Below are 17,799 nucleotides of genomic sequence, written 5' to 3'. Positions count from 1 at the left end.
TATCCTCCTTAGTGTTTGAAGTGTCTTATTCCTGTAAATACCATAACCATATCATACTTATCACAAGCTTCTATTGAATCTTTATCTTTTATAGAACCACCTGGCTGAACTACTGCTGATATTCCATATTCATGAGCTAATGTTACACAATCATCAAATGGGAAAAATGCATCTGATGCTAAAACAGCTCCTGTAAAATCTTTATCTTTATTATTTTCAAGAGCATTTTTTAATGCCCAAATTCTTGATGTTTGTCCACAACCTAGAGCTAGAGTTTGACCATTTTTTACTATTGCAATTGCATTTGACTTCATATTTTTTACCACTCTCATACCAAATTCCATGTCTTTAAGTTGCTCATCTGTTGGTTTTGCTTTTGTTACATTTTCACTTTTTTCTGCTAATGTATTGTTTCTATCTTGTATCAATAATTTTCCATCTAAGTATTTCATTTCATATGGTTGTAAACTATTTTCTATCTTAGCTAATTTTAAGATTCTTAGATTTTTCTTTTGTTTAAGTATCTCTAATGCTTCTGGTTCAAAATCGTATGCTACTACTATTTCTAAGAATATTTCATTTAATTTCTCTGCTGTAGCTTTGTCTACAGTAGAAGTTATTCCTACTATTCCACCAAAGATTGATACTTTATCTGCTTCATAACATTTTGTATATGCTTCAAAAGCATCTTTTCCTAATCCTACACCACATGAATTAGCATGTTTTATAGCTACTGAAACTACTTCTTCACTGTCTTTAAATTCTCTCATAACTTCTAAGCAACCATGTAAATCATTTAAGTTGTTGAAAGAAAGTTCTTTACCACCTAGTTGTTCATAATTTAAGATTGGATTTTTTGCATTTGATTGTGAATATAAGAAACCATTTTGATGTGGATTTTCTCCATATCTTAAAGTTTGTTCTTTTTGGAAAGTTAAATTTAATATGTCAGGATATGTATCTCCTACTTCTCCAGCAAAATAGCTAGATATTAAAGCATCATATCTTCCTGTAGTTGAGAAAGCTTTATATGATAATTTTTTTCTATCTTCTAATGTCATTGTGTCTGTTTTTAATTTTTCTATTATAGAATCATAATCTTTTATATCTACTACTACTATTACATCTTTATAGTTTTTAGCAGCAGAACGTATCATAGATGGTCCACCGATATCTATATTTTCTATCATTTCATCGTGGCTTTTTCCAGCTTTTAAAGTTCCTTCAAAATCGTATAGATTTACAGCTACTAAATCTATTGAATGTATTTTATGTTCATTCACAGTTTCTACATGAGATTCTTTGTCTCTTTTATAAAGTATTCCACCATGTATATATGGATTTAATGTTTTTACTCTTCCATCCAATATTTCTGGGAAGTTTGTAACATCTTCAACTTGCATTACATTAACTCCATTTTCTTTTAATGTCTTAAAAGTATTTCCTGTAGATATAATTTCATAGTCTAACTTATTTAATTCTTTAGCAAATTCAACTACACCTGTTTTGTCAGTTACACTTATTAAAGCTCTCTTACTCATTTATAAACACTCTCCTACCTTGAAGTTTTAATTTATTTTCACAAAAAAGACTTAAACTCTCTTCCAAAATCCTATGTTCAACTTCTAACACTCTTTTTGCAAGTGTTTTTGCATCATCATCTTGATTTACCTTAACTACATCTTGCATTATTATTGGTCCAGTATCAGCACCTTCATCCACAAAATGAACTGTAGCACCAGTTACTTTAGCCCCATAATCTATTACTCCCTGATGGACTCTTTCTCCATAGAATCCAGCCCCACAAAATGAAGGAATTAATGATGGATGTATGTTTATCATTTTGTTTCTAAACTCATTAACCAGCTTTGGGCTGATTATTTTTAAATAACCAGCCAAAACTACTAAATCTATTTTATTTTCTTTAAGAATTTCTATTATCTTGTCTTCATTAGTTTCACAAATTGCCTTTATGTTATGATTTTTAGCTCTCTCTAAACCATAAGCATCTTGCTTACTTGAGATAACTACTTTAACCTGACCTTTTATTTTTCCAGACTCAGTACCATCTATAACTGCTTGTAAATTTGTTCCTCCGCCAGATATCAAAACTCCTATATTTAGCATAATTCTACACCTTCATGACTATCTACTACTTCACCAATTATATATGCTTTATCTTCTAATAATTCGCTATACTTTTTATCTACATAAGCAGCATTGTCATTTTCTCTATTATTTATAAAGTTTACAACATCATTGGCATTTTCTTTATCTACTATTAAAACTAGTCCAATACCCATGTTAAAACTCTTATGAAGTTCTCTCTCATCTACAGCATTAAAACCTTCTATCATTTTAAATATAGGAGGCTTCTCCCAAGATTTTTTATTGATGTCTAATCCTAATCCTTTAGGTATAACTCTTGTTATATTTTCTATAAGCCCTCCACCAGTTATGTGAGCTATAGCTTTTATATCATGTTTAGCTAATACATCTAAAGCTAACTTAACATATATTTTAGTTGGTGTTAAAAGTGCTTCCCCAACTGTCATTCCTAGTTCTTCTACATATTGTTCCATCTTATAATCATACGTTTCTAAAAATATCTTTCTTATAAAAGAAAATCCATTACTGTGTACTCCACTTGAAGATATTCCAACTAATACATCTCCTGATTTAACATCATTTCCAGAAACAATCTTTTCTTTGTCTGCTATACCTACAGAGAATCCTGCTAAATCATAATCATCATCTCCATACATTCCAGGCATTTCAGCAGTTTCTCCACCAATTAGTGCACAACCAGACATCTTACAGCCATCTGCTATTCCGCCAACTACTTTTTCTATATGCTCAGGAACTAATTTTCCAAGAGCTATATAATCAAGGAAAAATAATGGCTTAGCACCTTGACATATTAAATCATTTACGCACATTGCAACTAAATCTATTCCAACAGTATCATGCTTGTCCATCATTTGAGCTATTTTTAACTTAGTCCCAACACCATCTGTAGATGCAAGCAAAACTGGTTCTTTCATTCCTACAAAATCTTTTAAACTGTATAATCCACTAAAGTTTCCTAAATCTCCAACTACATTTCCATCATAAGTTCCTTTAATTTTCCCTTTTATAAGGTCTACTGCTCTATTTCCTTCATCTATATCTACACCTGATTCTTTATATGTTAACATGAAAGTAGTTCCTCCTTATCAATTTTTTTAACTGGGTATTCTCCATCAAAACAAGCTTTACAGAAAGTAGACTTATGTTCTGCTGCATCTAACATTCCTTCTATATCTAGGAATTTTAAACTATCACATCCAATATATTCTCTCATTTCTTCTACGTTGTTACTTGATGCAATTAACTTAGAGCGATTTGGAGTATCTATTCCATAATAACAAGAGTAAGCTACTGGAGGAGATGTTATTCTAAGATGAATTTCTTTTGCTCCTGCTTCTCTTAAAGATTTTACTAACTGTTTAGATGTAGTTCCTCTTACTATTGAATCATCTACTAAAATTATAGATTTTCCTTTTATTACTGTTGAAAGAGGATTTAATTTTATTTTTACAGCTATTTCTCTTTCCTCTTGTGTAGGTTTTATAAATGTTCTTCCTACATATCTATTTTTAACTAGACCTTCACTTATTTTTAATCCACTAGCATTTGCATAACCAATAGCTCCTGGCCAACCTGAATCAGGAACTGGAACTACTACATCTGCTTTTACATTTTCATCTTGAGCTAATCTTTCCCCACATTTAATTCTGAACTCATATGCATTTACATTATCTATAGTTGCATCATTTCTTGCAAAGTATATGTGTTCAAATATACAACTTTTCTTAACTGGTTTATAATTTTCTGAATAAAAATATGATTTTAATTCACCATCTTTAACTACTATTATTTCTCCTGGCTCTACATCTCTTATAACTTCTCCGCCAAGTATGTCTATTGCACAATTTTCTGATGCAAATATATATTCATCACCCTTTTTACCAAGTACAAGAGGTCTGAATCCATGTGGATCTCTAACTGCAACCAATTCATCTTGACTCATTATTACAAGGGCATATGCACCTTTGATATAGTCCATTGTTACTTTTAAACTTTCTACTATATCACCTTTGTAATATCTTGCAAGTATATATAAAATTACTTCTGTATCTGAATTAGTTTGGAACATATATCCATCTTCTTCTAGCATATCTTTTAAATAATTTGCATTTACTAGATTTCCATTATGAGCTATAGCTAATTGTCTTTTTCTGCAACTTCCAACTAAAGGCTGACAGTTAGAAACATGACTTCCTCCAGCTGTTGAATATCTAACATGTCCAATACCTATATTTCCTTTTAACTTAGATAATTCACTTTCCTTAAAAACATCTCCAACTAATCCCATATCTTTTTTGTACTTAATTTCTCCATCATCTAAAAGAGCTAAACCACAGCTTTCCTGCCCTCTGTGTTGCATAGAATATAAAGAATAATATAGTTCTTTAGTTACATCTTTATTAGAGTAAATCCCTAAAACTCCACACATACATTTGCCTCCTATTTATTATTCATTCTCGAAAGTACTTCCATATAACCTTCTACAAGGTCTCCAAGGTCTCTTCTAAATCTGTCTTTGTCTAATTTTTCATTTGTGTTTACATCCCAAAGTCTACAAGTGTCTGGTGATACTTCATCTGCCAATATTATGTTTCCTTCTGAATCTTTACCAAATTCTATTTTAAAGTCAACTAACTTTAGGTTTAATTTTAAGAAGAATGTTTTTAGCAATTCATTTATTTTTAGAGTTTCTTCTCTTAAGAATTTCAATTCTTCTCTAGTTGCTAATTTCATTGCCACTGCATAATCGTCATTTAGCATTGGGTCACCATAATCATCGTTTTTATAGCTTATTTCAAAGATTGGCTCATCGAAAACTACACCTTCTTCAAGACCAACTCTTTTGCAGATAGAACCAGCAGCAATATTTCTTACTATCACTTCTAATGGTAAAATTTCTACTTTCTTAACTAGCATTTCTCTGTCTGATAAACTTTTTATAAAGTGTGTATTTATATTATTTTCTTTTAACATTTCAAAGATTATTGTTGATATTTTATTATTTAGTATACCTTTTGAAGATATTTCTGCTTTTTTTTCTCCATTAAATGCTGTTGCATCATCTTTATAATAAACAACATATTCGTTTTCATTATCTGTAGAATATACTTGTTTTGCTTTTCCTTCATATAATAACATTTCTGTTACCCCCTTAAGTTCTTGTCGTCTTCTAGCACCTTTTGTGCCATTTCTTCTCTATATGATTTCAAATCTTCTTTTAATTTTGGGTATTTTAGAGTCATTATTTGTAATGCCAATAAAGCTGCATTTAAACCTAAATCTATTGTAACTGTTGCAACTGGTATTCCTTTTGGCATTTGAACTATTGATAAAAGTGAGTCTAATCCATCCATAGTTGATGATTTAATAGGCAATCCTATTACTGGAATTAGAGTTTGTGAAGCTATTACACCTGGTAGATGTGCTGCTTTTCCTGCTGCTGCTATTATTACATCTGTATCATCTTCTATTTCTTTTAGGAATGTTGAAAGTTGTTCTGGTGTTCTATGAGCAGATAATGCTCTTGCTACAACTTCTATTCCATATTTTTCAAGCAGTTTTATCCCTTCTTCTAATTTTGGATAATCTGATTTTGAACCCATAACTACTGCTACTTTCATTAGACTTCCCCTCTCCGTTTATAAGTTATTTTACATTTTAAATCATTCGTATCATTATACGAATTATACACCTTAAATTTTATATTAATATACATATATTATCAACTCTTTTTTGAAATTTTTTAAAAAAAATATTACTTGTATTTTTTTTATTCGCCCCATATCGAACTTTATTCGCTTTTTTTGATACCTAATAAAATTACTTTTCATTTATTTATTATTTTTTGATAAATAAATATATTTTATATAATTTTAAAGTAAACTTGCATAGTATTTTTTAAATTATAAGATTTATAATTCAGTAAGATACTCATTTCTATACATACTTGTATCAGAGTCTATACTAAAAAAGGAAGTTAATTATTATAAATCATCTTCCTTTTCATTAGTGTATAATTTTATAGTTGTTAATTTAAAAATATAAAGTGCCGTTTTTAATTCTGTATTTTATCAATAAATTCATATCTTGCCAATAGTTAATCATCCTTAAATAATCTTTTATATAACAATTTCATTTCTTGATAATCTAAAATTACAAAATCAGGCTCATAAATCAAATCTTCTAAACTATTCCCCCTATGATTCATCCAGATACTCTTCCATCCAGCTTTTTTAGCACCTACTACATCATTTTTATAAGAGTCACCTATATAATATGTATTTGCCCTATCTAAACCCATAAATTTCTCAGCTAATCTAAAAATATTAATGTCTGGCTTAGAAAAGCCAACTTCACTAGAAATAAAAATATTCTCTTCATCAACCCACTTTTCAATATTTAATTGCTTTAATTTCATTCTTTGATGAGAAGATGGTCCATTAGTTATAATTCCAATATTAATATTTTTTTCTTTAGCAAAATTCAAAGCTTGCTCCATCTCTGGTATTAGAGTTATTTGTGATTGTTGATATATATACTCATCTTGAAAATTTTGAGCATCTTTTTCTGTAATGGGGTTTCCTAACTCTTCAAAAGCTTTCATTATTCTATACACATGCATTTTTTCAATTGGCATCTCTCCACTCTCAGTCAAATGAAATACCTCATCACTATACTTTCTGCTACTGATATATAAATCTTTAACAGAAATATTCTTTATTGAAGAAAATACTTTATCATATGCGATATAAAAAGGTGTTAACTGATTGTATAAAGTATCATCTACATCAAAAATTAAATTAATCAAAATATTAGTCCTCCAAAATTTAATAGTGGTAAATATAATTATAACTATAAATACCTAGTATAACAATACCTACCACTATAAGTCCTATTATTTATTTAAAATTCTAGTAGTTACACCTTTTAGATTATAACATTCTGCATAATCACGTAAAGGACGCTTAATATGGTCTACAACAAATCTTTGACCATTGATGTTATTTTTTCTTAAATTACTATAAAGCATTTCTATCTCTCTTTTAACATCATCATTATTGAATGTATAGTGACCTGCAATATCTAATATTTCATTAGATAAAACTTCATCCTTAAAGATTTCTTCAGTAGTTAGATTTTTCTGTTCTCCTATCACCCATTTTCTCCAACGTCCACATTCAATAGCATCTACAAGAAGAACATGTCTAATATTTGAAGTCTTTTCAATTAATCCTTCTTCCTTTAGTTTTCTTTCAACTTCTGCTAGCTTTAAGTATGCTCTAGTCTCTTCAGTACCATATTGAGGAGCAACATTTGTCGCAATAATTTGAGATGGTATATGTTCTAATAAAGTCACATCATCCAAATAATCTCCATTATGTTCCTTTAACCCAACTCCATACTTTTTAGCCATTTGAGCTAAATCATAAGCATTCTTAAAGTTAAAAGTGCCTACCTGTTCTGTTTTTCTAGTTAGAGTACCTGTCTGACCAACTATAAATGTCGGCATTGGCAAATCTCTCTTTTCAAGTTCAACTTTTAATCTAGTTATAAATGTTTCATATGTCTCAGTTGAAGTTAAGCCTCCATTTGTTTCCTCTGTCCCAACTTCATATCCTATCTCTGGCAAATTAAGTCTTTTTCTTTCTTTTTCGCAATATTCAATTAATTCTACAGTTCGTTCTAACACTATATCCAATGGAATCACTTTTCCCATTTCAAATGGGTCTTTTGTAGGGTCAATCATTAATAAATCAAAACCTGCCTCAATATCAGCTAAATAAGATTTTTTTCCTAATTCCATAGCTTTGTCAACAGGTAAATGGTCATTTCTCTCTTTATCTCTTTGCCATGGTCCTCCATGGTCTCTGCATAAGTAATATAAACCATCAAATCCCACTTCATCAGCTATTTTCTTAATATCTCTTGTAAATGTTTCTTGATTCCAACCATTTACATAACCTCCTCCTAGCTCATCTGCATCTACTTGATTTCTACTTGCAATAAACATTAAAGGAAAATCATCATCCTTTGCTAATTCAAAACTCGCTTGTAACAAATTAGGTGACATAGGACCAATCCCTAAAAGTGTTGCACTTTTCCCCTCTTTTTGTAAGTCTAGTAATCGTTGTACGACAGTTTTTATTGGTAATTTTTTCATTACTATATCTCCTTTTATTCTATTTTTTAAGATGTTTTCAAAGATGCTTTTAATAAAATCTTCAATAAAAACATCTTTATGTTATATGTAAAATAAATCAAACTTTATTGAAAAGTATCTTTTATTTTCTTAATTAATGCATCAGATTTTTTAATAATATCAGACACACTCATTCTTACTACTTTCTTGCCTTTAAAACGCTCCATATTTCTAATCTCAACATCATTAGTTAATATTACACAAGTTGCTTCTTCAATTTCTTTAATTGACAACTCATTATCTATTCCAGAGCTTCCTTGAGTTTCAACCTTTATTTCTATACCAAATTTTTTTGCTGATAATTCAAGTGATTCAGCTGACATATAAGTATGGGCCACTCCACTAGGACAAGATGTTACTGCTACAATTTTCATATCTTTATCTCCTTTAAATTTATAGTTCTATATAATTTTCTTACAATTTTATATAAATTAATTTATTATTTTATATATCTATAATTCTTCAAATATTAGTTCAATAGAATCATCTATATCTTCTTCAATTTCTTCATCTTCTTTTACATCTTTCTTTACTAATTTCATCAATATTGCGACAACAACTGCTCCAGTTAGTACAGATGCTATATAACCCAACCTGTTATCAACAACTGGAAGTACTATCAATCCTCCCCAAGGAGCATGATTCAAACATCCCAGTAAAAAAGCCATAATATTTCCAATAATTGAACCAGCCATAATACAAGGAATTACTCTAACAGGGTCCGCTGTTGCAAATGGAATAGCTCCTTCCGTGATTCCAACACATCCCATTAGAAGTGATGCTTTTCCTGAATCTCTTTCTTCTTTACTAAATTTTTTTGGGAATAATAATGTTGCTAACCCTAATCCAATTGGAGGTATACAAATCGCAACTCCAACCCCTCCCATTAAGTATGGAAGTGTATCAACTTGTGTTTGAGCAAAAGTCGCAGCAACTTTATTTATAGGACCACCCATATCAGAAGCTATCATTCCTCCCAAAATACCCCCTAAAGGAATCTTTGAAACACCAGACATTCCATTTAACCAGTTCGTCATCCATGCCATAAAAGAAGCTATAGGTTCTCCAATTAAAAATACAATTATACCACCTGTAATCAATGTACCAAGCAAAGGATAAATAAATATGGAACCTAGAGTTCTCATTGTAGGAGCTAATTTTATTTTCTTCAGTTGTAATACAACAAATCCTGCTATGAACCCTGCTATAATACCACCTATAAAACCAGCATTTACTTCTTTTGCTAAGTATGCACCTATCATACCTGGTGCTAGCCCTGGCTTATCTGCCATACTAAATGCTATATATCCGCCTAATATTGGAATGAATAAAGCTAGACCTGCAGCACCAATTTGATTTAGTTTAGCTAACCATCCAGTTTCAGGAACAGCAGCTTGTCCACTTAATGTTACTGATAAAGCAAATAATATTCCCCCAGCAACTACAAATGGAATCATATATGATGTTGCTGTCATAAGATGTTTTTGTAAAAACTTTAAAATCCTCATTTTAATCTTCCTCCCCTATCTTTTCTTTTATAAGATTATAAACTGTTTGTTCATCTGCCCCTCTAATTTGATTTCTAAAACTCTCATGCATCAATAAACGTGCCAGTTTTGATAAAATCTTTAAATGAAGATTATTTTCATTATCTTTTGTTACTGATATTAAAAATATCAAGTCTACTTTTTCACCTTCTTCTGTCCATTCAATAGGAACATCAAACTTTCCAATTGTAATACAAGAATCTTTGACACCTATACTTTGACTATGAGGTAGACCTATACCATGCCCAATATATGTTGATAATGTTTCCTCTCTCTTTAAAACATCTTCTAAAAATTGATTTTTATCTCTTAAATACCCCTCTTTTGATACTACATCCACTAATGATGTAATAGCTTCTTCTTTTGAATCTGCTTTCATTTTGAATGAGCATTTTACATTGACTAATTTACTCATACAGTGACCTCCTCCTCATATTTATGAATTAAACCTTCTGCTTCTTCTTTTGTCCTTGCACTTTCTAACATACTAATAAAATTAGTCTTATAAACCATTTTAGTTAAATTAATTATTGCTGGAATTTGCTCTTTCTTATCTCTACTTGCTAAACAAAATATAACTTTAACCTTTTTATCACCAAAACTAATTAGCTCTTTACATATTAGTAAACTTATTGAACTTACTTTAACTAATGAACTGTCATTTCCATGCAATAAAGCAAACTCTTCATCTTTTACAGCATAGAAACCTACATTATTTAAAATATCTATAATATTCTCAGCATATTGTGTTGATACAAAATCACAATTAGCAAGTATATTTGAACTAATTTTAACAGCATCTTCCCACTTAACTTCTCTATCAATTATACTAATAGTATCAGCACCTATTAAATCACTTAATTTAAGCTGTCTAGATAATATTCTCTCATCACTATATCCAAGCTCCTGCCATATGATACTCAATACTCTTTTTTGAGCATCTTCTTCTAAGAAATCCAGCCTTTTTTTGATTGATATATAGTTAGTCAAGACATTCTTTCTTTTTATTCCTTTTTCTTCGAGTTTTAAATAATCGTTTTCCTGCAAAAATGGATTAATCTCAATAACTACTTTAGGCAAAGTTACAACTATCTTTGATGTTGTTATAATAAAATCTATATTTTCCCATTCCTTATAATCTTGTAATTTATATGCTGGAATACTATCCACTATATTTATTTGATAATCATTTATTAGAGTATCTTTTAACATAGCAATTACACCATATCCAAATCCACAAACTAATAATATGTTTTTATAATTATTTCTCTCATTTCTTTGTACACTTCCTAAAAAGTGTATTGCTAAAAGTATTATTTCATTTTCATTTTTTATTTGATTTAACATCCTATTTTTTTGTATAGAAACCTTAGTAGCTTCAAGTACATATTGATACTTATCTGGTATTACATGAAATAGTTCTTCATAAATCTGTATGTTTTGCTTGATTCTTTCTATTAATGGGGCAATATGATTAAGCAATCCTTTATAAAGAATCATATCTTCTTTAAAATCAACACTCAATATTTCTGACATATTGTAAATTAAATCTTGAACTATTATTTCTGTACTAATCAAATCCATATCTTCATTTAAACTTGCATATTTATTTGTAAAAAACACAAAACTTTTTAGCAATAAAATTTGTTCTTTAGTCAATTTCTTTTGAATGATTTGTTCAAATTCTTGGTCAAATTTATTTTCAAAATATGGTTCACTTAATGAGGAAGATTCCAAAGGATGTTTTTCATCTGAATGTATGTACCATGTAAAAAGAAAAATATTTGAAACATACCATGTGAAAGATTCATCATTTAAAATCCAATCCATTTTGGAAAGTAAATCTATTGACCAATTATATATATTATTCAAGGAAATCCCCTTGAATATTTGTTCAATAATTTTCACTAAGTACTGCTCAAACACACTTAAATCAGACTTTTCTTTACCAAATAGGTAAGAATATAATTTTAATATACTTAGTCTTTGTTTATATATAGTGTTTTCATCTCCACTTATTTTGAAAGTCTTATCATATGTAATAGTTATTTGGTTTCTTTCTAATTCACTTGATAGAACATTAAGGTCGTTTTTAATTGAACTTCTAGAAACCTGGAATTCTTTGCTCAACTTTTCTAAATTTAGCTTATCTATTTTAAACATTGATATAATCTTCATAATAGATACTCTCTCAGTTAAAGAAAATACATATTCATTATTATCTATATATACTACTTGGAAATTCTTAGGAATAATTAGTACACCTTTATTTATTTTTTGTATTAATGGTTTATTTAATGACTGTAAAACTATATTTAAATTATTTATGTCATATCTAACTTTTCTTTCTTCTATACTTAATTGTTGGCTAATTTCCTTATAACTTGTCTTCTCTTTTCCTTTTAGAAAATTCATAATGAGTAACATTCTTCCACTTATCATATTTTCCCTCCTTTCAAAATAATTAGAGTTATTAATACTGCAAATTTTATGTTATTCTGTATATTTAAGTTTTTTTATGTCTAAAAATAGTAACTATCTTTCTATATTCAGAATAATACAATAAAGCTTTAACTACAACTTACAATATTTGAAAATTGTTTTTACAAAATCTGTAGACATATTTTTATTAAAAAATATAATATTTATATTTAAAACTTTATATCACCTACTAATTACAATATATTTTAACATTACATAGTATTTTCAACGCTTTACTAATAACTGCTACATATCTTTAACTATATGGGTAACAACAAAATAGTTAAAAGTTTTACTTAAAAGTAAAACTATATCTGTAGATTTAAACATACAAATAAAAAAAGCAAGCTATATATTTAAATTATATAACTTGCCTAAATATTTAATTTTATAAACCTAATCATTAGGTATTGTTAAATTTTTTACTTTATCACCATTATATGCGAATTCTTCAAATTCATGTATTGATAATGGTTTAGAAAAAACATAACCTTGAATATAATCACATCCAATACTTTTTAAGAAATATACTTGTTCAACTTCTTCAATACCTTCAGCAATTACTTTCATACCAAGTCTCCTGCTAAGTTCAATAATAGATTCCACAACAACTTTACCACGTTCTATATTATTTTTACTAACAAAAAATGAACGATCTAATTTAATTATATCGACTTTAAACTCCTTTAATATCCCTAATGATGAATATCCAAATCCAAAATCATCTATAGAACATTTAAAGCCTTTACTGTGGATATCATCTATTACACAAATTGCTTCTGGATTTTCTAAAAAAATAGATTCTGTAAGTTCTAAGTCTATTAAAGATGTAGGTACATTATATTTAATACATATCATCTCATATTTTTCTAAGAATGATTTATCCTTTAAATGTTGTCTTGATACATTAACAGAAATTATTAATAACTCCTTACATTCTTTTATCCATTTAGAAATCAATTTACATGTTTCTTCAAGAACATATAGGTCTAACTCACATATAAATCCACTTTTTTCAAAAATGGGAACAAAATCACTAGGATAAATCATCCCCTTCTCTGGGCTATTCCAACGAACAAGAGATTCTGCACCACTAACCTTTCCAGTTTTTATATCAATCTTTGGTTGTAAGCATATAAAAAATTCTTTATCATCAAGAGCTTTTTCCATTAAATTTGACAATTCCTTTTCAAATATCAATCGTTTTTTTTCTATATCACTATAAAAATTAAAATCACTTTTATGTGCTTTATTAAAACTTTTTCTTGCTGTATTCACATGGTCTTGTATTGTAATTAAATCTTCGTCATGATTTTCAATTGCGTAAATACCTACTGATATTCTTAAAAAGTATGGGTTTTCTTTTCCTTTGTTAAAATAATTAATCTCATCTTCTATTTTATACAGTAATTCTAAAACTTCTAATACTGGTCTATTCTTCATAAATAGATAGAACAGGTCTGCATCATGCCGACATACAAACTCCTCATCATTAGCAATATTTTTTTCTAAAACATTATAAATATATTTAAGTGTATTATTTCCTTTTTCACTACCAAAACAGTCATTTATTAGCTTAAAATCCTTTATATTTATTGCTATCATCATATAAGTATTATCAGGAGATTTTGAAATTAAAGGTTTTATTAACATACTAAATTTTGTTGAATTAATACCATTTGTTATATTATCTAAATAAGCAATATCTTCAATTTGTTTTATGTATTTTCTTCTAATAGTATATAAAATCCATGTTATAATTCCAATAATAAAAATAATTATAAAGGTCATTATTATTGTAAAAATGTTTAATTTATTCAATTCACCTAAAACAGCTTCTTCAGGCACTATAAGAATGAAATACCAATCATTTAAATCTTTTGTTACTGGATGATACGTTAGCAGACACTTTACATTTTTTGACGAAGTTATTGTAATTTCTCCTGATTCTTCATTCTTAAAGTCATCCATTATTTTGGGAACCCAATGCTCATTTGTAGCACCTTTATATTTATGACTAAGGTCCTTTATCAACTCACTATTTTTACCTATAAAGAGAGGTTTCCCCTTAGTATTAACAATTTCAATAGTTCCTTCTCCGTTAAAACTGTCAATACCAAGAATATTATTCACACTTTCTTTTTGAGAAACACCTACTAAAATACTAGATACCTCATGTTTATAATCAAATATAGGTACACTGTAGAGTACAACATCTATTGACTCTATAAGTTCTGTGTATTCCTTTCCCTCTATCCCCTTTTTATATGAAATAGTATTCTTTAAATCCGCTTCTTTTCCACTTAAAAACTTTGTTTTACCTTTTAAATCTATTATTCCAATATCAGAATATTTATAACTAGTTTTTCTTTTTGCTAAGTAATCATATCGACTATCACCTTCATATTGTTTAATAAAATCTGCCATTAGCCTTAAATCAGATAAAATAAACTTAATTTGATTATCAACATTTGTTACAACTTGTGTAGATACATCATTTAGATAGTTTTTAGTTTGCTTATTAGATATGTTGTACAGTTTTACAGTAGTAAAAACAGTAATTACAAGAATTGAAATAATAAGTGCACATAAAACCACAGACAAAACCATATTGTTTTTTTCGTACCTTGATAATTTCATTTTTTGTCCTCCAAACTATAAGTCCATTTTTAGCATAAATACTAACTCTACAAATTTCATTACCAAAAAACTATTCACACTATATTATAATATTCTACTTATCAATATTCAACAAAACTCCTTTATATTTCAATAATAATTCATTAATAAGCATTTTATTGATTTTATTTATGTAATATTTTTCCTTAAACTGCTGTAGAATATTGTTTAAAAACAAATTCCATAATCTAAGTTTATGTTTCTATTTATTCAAGACTAACAAATTCTATATACTTATATCAAAAAAGCTATCCCATATTTTAAGATAGCTCTTTATTTTAATGAGACACTTAATATCTCTAATATCTCATAACTAAATATATTATTAAACCTTCACTTATTTTCTTTAATAACACAACAAGGATTCCCATAAGCTATAGTATTAGATGGAATTGACTTTGTTACAACACTACCTGCACCAATAGTTACATTGTCTCCTATTGTTACTCCTGGTAAAATAATACTCCCTCCACCAATCCAAACATCATTACCAATTTTCACTGGTGCAGTTATAGTTTTGCAAAAACTAAATCCATCATCAGTTCTTTCCTCAAATCTATCTTTAGCATTAGTTGGATGAAATGCTGTATATATTTGTACATTAGGGGCAATCAATGCATTGTCACCTATTATGATTTCATTATCATCTAAAAATGTACAATTCATATTTACTTCGCAATTATTACCAAAATAAATATTATTTCCATAATCAACATAAAAAGGTGCAGTAATCCATATATTTTTTCCCTTTCCACCTAAGAGTTCTGTTAAGATACGTTCCTTGTTAATACTATCATCTGATTTCAAACTATTATACTCTTTTGTTAAATCCTTGGCTTTGTGCCATTGACATAATAATTCTTTATCTCCACAGTCATACAATTCTCCTGCCAACATCTTTTCACGTTCTGTCATCCCAACCTCCTAAAATATATTAGTATATTAACTAAAAATAATATTTGTTATTAATATTGTTCCATATTTATATTGTAATATAAAAAATTAAATACTCAATGAAACTATCTTATTGAATATTTAATTTACTTACATCTTGCAAATACAAAGTTAGTATATAATTATAGGTTCTACTTAAATCAAATCTATACTATAGATATTTTCATTATTCATTGAATCAAAAATGCTAAATTTAAAATCTACTTTTTTCAATAAATTATTTGAAGCCAGATTATCTGATAAAGCACTTGCTAATACTTGTATAAACTTTTGTTCATTATTTCGGTAAGACATAAAAGAATCAATATAGCTTTCTTGAAATCTTCTGATTTTATATCTTTCAGTTGGCATATGCAGTCTCTTTTTATAATGATTTTTTTTAACAAGTGTGTAGTTACTATATCTTCAATACACCAAGCATAACACAAACCATATTTGTATGACAATTCATAATTATATTATTTATTTAGTCATTTTTAAATAATTGATATGAATTTGTATCATATGAATTTAAAAATCATTATTTGATAGAATCGCTGTAACTCTTTTTTTATTTAACTTATCAAAATAAATAGAGATTATAGCAAGTGTACTACCTAAATAATGAATGTAATACATCTGGTAACCATCCAATAATATTTGAAGCACCTGCTAATATCAAAAATACTAATTCTATCTTTCTTAAATAGAAAGAACAGTTATAGCAAAATGATATTACATAAAGCTCTAGCAGTAAAGTAAATAGGGTGAAAAATGAAATTGAAGTTAACAAAATATATACTAGTTGTAATTGATTATGTGCAACTCCAAATGAAATACTAAAAGCATAATACAAAATGATACCTAGAATTGTTAGAAAATTTGTTTTTTGTTCTACTGTATCTATATCACGAAATATGTATGAACCAATGACTGGAACGATAATTAAAAGCATTGTTAAGTCTGAACCTATCAATATAGGTGCCTTGAAATATGAGTCATATTGATAAATACCTGTACCATACATCTCAATAACCTGCCCATATAGGTTTATTGCTTCATATTTATTATCTATAGAAAATGAAAATATTCCACAAACTGTAATGATTAGCAATAATATGAATATAATGGTTGGTGAAATATTTAGCCAGGTCATTTGTTTTTTCTTTATCATTTAATTTCCTCCCTAAGGTAAAGTGTTTAAAGACTCTAAATGTTATTAGTTAGTATAACTGATAAATCTCTTGTATAAATCTATAGTAATAAGTTACCATTTACACTATAGCAACTTATTACTATAATATAAATAGTAGATTTCACATGAAAGGAGTATCTTATGCAAATTAAAAACATGATTAGAAATTTTAGTGGTGAAAGAAATAATGAAGTTCGTGGTATTTTTGCAAGCATATTTATTTTACAAAACCGATTACAAACTATTTTTGATAAAGCAGATGAACATCTTACTTTAAAACAATTTATGCTTCTTACAATGGTAAAGCATGCTGATGAAAAAACTACTTTTACTTATCTTGGGAAACTCTTAGGGTCTTCACGTCAAAATATAAAAAAACTAGCTGTTTCTCTTGAAAACAAAGGTTTTATAACTATTGAACATGAACCCAATAATAAAAGAAATACTTCTATTGTACTAACAAAAAAAGCAGATGAATATTCACAAAAAGTACAGGAACTCCATACTGAGAAATTAAACAATATATTTCAGGATTATTCAAATGAAGAAATCAGCCTGTTTTATCAAATGATTACAAAACTATATACAGGAGTTGAAAGAGAAGAAAAATACTATGAGTAAAATAATTATTTATA

17 protein-coding genes are annotated in these 17,799 nt (G+C 28.1%); 1 reads left to right on the top strand and 16 read right to left on the bottom strand.

The window, feature by feature from the left end; all coding sequences use genetic code 11:
• Positions 1-8: 8 nt before the first annotated feature.
• The 16 genes from purH to IC758_RS01630 form a co-directional block, all read right to left on the bottom strand.
• Entirely contained in the window at positions 9-1,541 is a 1,533-nt protein-coding gene (gene purH, locus IC758_RS01705) for a bifunctional phosphoribosylaminoimidazolecarboxamide formyltransferase/IMP cyclohydrolase (RefSeq protein WP_227834896.1), read from the bottom strand.
• Positions 1,534-2,127, bottom strand: a complete 594-nt coding sequence (gene purN, locus IC758_RS01700; protein WP_227434636.1) for a phosphoribosylglycinamide formyltransferase — start codon at positions 2,125-2,127, stop codon at positions 1,534-1,536. The genes purH and purN overlap by 8 nt, the downstream gene beginning before the upstream one ends.
• Positions 2,121-3,197 carry a phosphoribosylformylglycinamidine cyclo-ligase gene (gene purM / locus IC758_RS01695; RefSeq protein ID WP_227434635.1) on the bottom strand — a complete coding sequence of 359 codons (1,077 nt, stop codon included), beginning with the start codon at positions 3,195-3,197 and terminating at the stop codon, positions 2,121-2,123. The genes purN and purM overlap by 7 nt, the downstream gene beginning before the upstream one ends.
• Positions 3,191-4,558 (bottom strand): amidophosphoribosyltransferase, encoded by a 1,368-nt coding sequence (purF, locus tag IC758_RS01690; RefSeq protein WP_227434634.1) that lies wholly within the window; start codon positions 4,556-4,558, stop codon positions 3,191-3,193. The genes purM and purF overlap by 7 nt, the downstream gene beginning before the upstream one ends.
• An 11-nt stretch (positions 4,559-4,569) precedes the next feature.
• Positions 4,570-5,268, bottom strand: coding sequence for a phosphoribosylaminoimidazolesuccinocarboxamide synthase (purC, locus tag IC758_RS01685; RefSeq protein ID WP_227483465.1), 699 nt, complete (start codon positions 5,266-5,268; stop codon positions 4,570-4,572).
• Between the two features lie 5 nt (positions 5,269-5,273).
• The gene (gene purE, locus IC758_RS01680) at positions 5,274-5,750 is read right to left on the bottom strand and encodes a 5-(carboxyamino)imidazole ribonucleotide mutase (RefSeq protein ID WP_003420964.1); all 477 of its coding nucleotides are present in this window, start codon (positions 5,748-5,750) and stop codon (positions 5,274-5,276) included.
• 476 nt (positions 5,751-6,226) lie between these two features.
• The gene (locus IC758_RS01675) at positions 6,227-6,937 is read right to left on the bottom strand and encodes an HAD family hydrolase (protein ID WP_227860701.1); all 711 of its coding nucleotides are present in this window, start codon (positions 6,935-6,937) and stop codon (positions 6,227-6,229) included.
• An 87-nt stretch (positions 6,938-7,024) separates the two neighbouring features.
• A complete protein-coding gene (locus tag IC758_RS01670) occupies positions 7,025-8,290 on the bottom strand; it encodes a class II D-tagatose-bisphosphate aldolase non-catalytic subunit (RefSeq protein WP_227434631.1) in 1,266 nt (421 codons plus the stop codon).
• A 104-nt stretch (positions 8,291-8,394) separates the two neighbouring features.
• A complete protein-coding gene (locus IC758_RS01665) occupies positions 8,395-8,703 on the bottom strand; it encodes a PTS fructose-like transporter subunit IIB (RefSeq protein WP_227434630.1) in 309 nt (102 codons plus the stop codon).
• 78 nt (positions 8,704-8,781) lie between these two features.
• The gene (locus IC758_RS01660; RefSeq protein WP_227434629.1) at positions 8,782-9,837 is read right to left on the bottom strand and encodes a PTS fructose transporter subunit EIIC; all 1,056 of its coding nucleotides are present in this window, start codon (positions 9,835-9,837) and stop codon (positions 8,782-8,784) included.
• Position 9,838: 1 nt separating this feature from the next.
• The gene (locus IC758_RS01655; RefSeq protein WP_227434628.1) at positions 9,839-10,291 is read right to left on the bottom strand and encodes a PTS sugar transporter subunit IIA; all 453 of its coding nucleotides are present in this window, start codon (positions 10,289-10,291) and stop codon (positions 9,839-9,841) included.
• Positions 10,288-12,318 (bottom strand): BglG family transcription antiterminator, encoded by a 2,031-nt coding sequence (locus IC758_RS01650; RefSeq protein WP_227434627.1) that lies wholly within the window; start codon positions 12,316-12,318, stop codon positions 10,288-10,290. Before IC758_RS01650 ends, IC758_RS01655 begins: the two co-directional genes overlap by 4 nt.
• A gap of 435 nt (positions 12,319-12,753) precedes the next feature.
• A complete protein-coding gene (locus IC758_RS01645; protein WP_227434626.1) occupies positions 12,754-14,997 on the bottom strand; it encodes an EAL domain-containing protein in 2,244 nt (747 codons plus the stop codon).
• Positions 14,998-15,369: 372 nt separating this feature from the next.
• On the bottom strand, positions 15,370-15,951 hold the full coding sequence (locus tag IC758_RS01640; protein ID WP_227434625.1) for a sugar O-acetyltransferase: 582 nt from the start codon (positions 15,949-15,951) through the stop codon (positions 15,370-15,372).
• A gap of 174 nt (positions 15,952-16,125) precedes the next feature.
• Positions 16,126-16,341, bottom strand: coding sequence for a hypothetical protein (locus IC758_RS01635; protein WP_227434624.1), 216 nt, complete (start codon positions 16,339-16,341; stop codon positions 16,126-16,128).
• A gap of 241 nt (positions 16,342-16,582) precedes the next feature.
• Complete coding sequence (locus tag IC758_RS01630; RefSeq protein ID WP_227434623.1) at positions 16,583-17,143, bottom strand: hypothetical protein; 561 nt, start codon at positions 17,141-17,143, stop codon at positions 16,583-16,585.
• 162 nt (positions 17,144-17,305) lie between these two features.
• On the opposite strand from IC758_RS01630, the gene IC758_RS01625 reads away from it, so the two are divergent.
• Complete coding sequence (locus IC758_RS01625) at positions 17,306-17,785, top strand: MarR family winged helix-turn-helix transcriptional regulator (RefSeq protein ID WP_227434622.1); 480 nt, start codon at positions 17,306-17,308, stop codon at positions 17,783-17,785.
• Positions 17,786-17,799: the final 14 nt, after the last annotated feature.

This window comes from Clostridioides sp. ES-W-0016-02, assembly GCF_020641035.1.
Taxonomy (GTDB): Bacteria; Bacillota; Clostridia; order Peptostreptococcales; family Peptostreptococcaceae; genus Clostridioides.
The sequence above is the reverse complement of the archived record's forward strand: the minus strand, read 5'-3'. Positions and strand labels throughout refer to the sequence as shown.

What these genes read in the sequence shown, in the direction of transcription:
- purH (WP_227834896.1), bottom strand. Translation starts at nt 1,541, where the DNA reads ATGAGTAAGAGAGCTTTAATAAGTGTAACTGACAAAACAGGTGTAGTT.
- purN (WP_227434636.1), bottom strand. Translation starts at nt 2,127, where the DNA reads ATGCTAAATATAGGAGTTTTGATATCTGGCGGAGGAACAAATTTACAA.
- purM (WP_227434635.1), bottom strand. Translation starts at nt 3,197, where the DNA reads ATGTTAACATATAAAGAATCAGGTGTAGATATAGATGAAGGAAATAGA.
- purF (WP_227434634.1), bottom strand. Translation starts at nt 4,558, where the DNA reads ATGTGTGGAGTTTTAGGGATTTACTCTAATAAAGATGTAACTAAAGAA.
- purC (WP_227483465.1), bottom strand. Translation starts at nt 5,268, where the DNA reads ATGTTATTATATGAAGGAAAAGCAAAACAAGTATATTCTACAGATAAT.
- purE (WP_003420964.1), bottom strand. Translation starts at nt 5,750, where the DNA reads ATGAAAGTAGCAGTAGTTATGGGTTCAAAATCAGATTATCCAAAATTA.
- IC758_RS01670 (WP_227434631.1), bottom strand. Translation starts at nt 8,290, where the DNA reads ATGAAAAAATTACCAATAAAAACTGTCGTACAACGATTACTAGACTTA.
- IC758_RS01665 (WP_227434630.1), bottom strand. Translation starts at nt 8,703, where the DNA reads ATGAAAATTGTAGCAGTAACATCTTGTCCTAGTGGAGTGGCCCATACT.
- IC758_RS01660 (WP_227434629.1), bottom strand. Translation starts at nt 9,837, where the DNA reads ATGAGGATTTTAAAGTTTTTACAAAAACATCTTATGACAGCAACATCA.
- IC758_RS01655 (WP_227434628.1), bottom strand. Translation starts at nt 10,291, where the DNA reads ATGAGTAAATTAGTCAATGTAAAATGCTCATTCAAAATGAAAGCAGAT.
- IC758_RS01650 (WP_227434627.1), bottom strand. Translation starts at nt 12,318, where the DNA reads ATGATAAGTGGAAGAATGTTACTCATTATGAATTTTCTAAAAGGAAAA.
- IC758_RS01645 (WP_227434626.1), bottom strand. Translation starts at nt 14,997, where the DNA reads ATGAAATTATCAAGGTACGAAAAAAACAATATGGTTTTGTCTGTGGTT.
- IC758_RS01640 (WP_227434625.1), bottom strand. Translation starts at nt 15,951, where the DNA reads ATGACAGAACGTGAAAAGATGTTGGCAGGAGAATTGTATGACTGTGGA.
- IC758_RS01635 (WP_227434624.1), bottom strand. Translation starts at nt 16,341, where the DNA reads ATGCCAACTGAAAGATATAAAATCAGAAGATTTCAAGAAAGCTATATT.
- IC758_RS01630 (WP_227434623.1), bottom strand. Translation starts at nt 17,143, where the DNA reads ATGATAAAGAAAAAACAAATGACCTGGCTAAATATTTCACCAACCATT.
- IC758_RS01625 (WP_227434622.1), top strand. Translation starts at nt 17,306, where the DNA reads ATGCAAATTAAAAACATGATTAGAAATTTTAGTGGTGAAAGAAATAAT.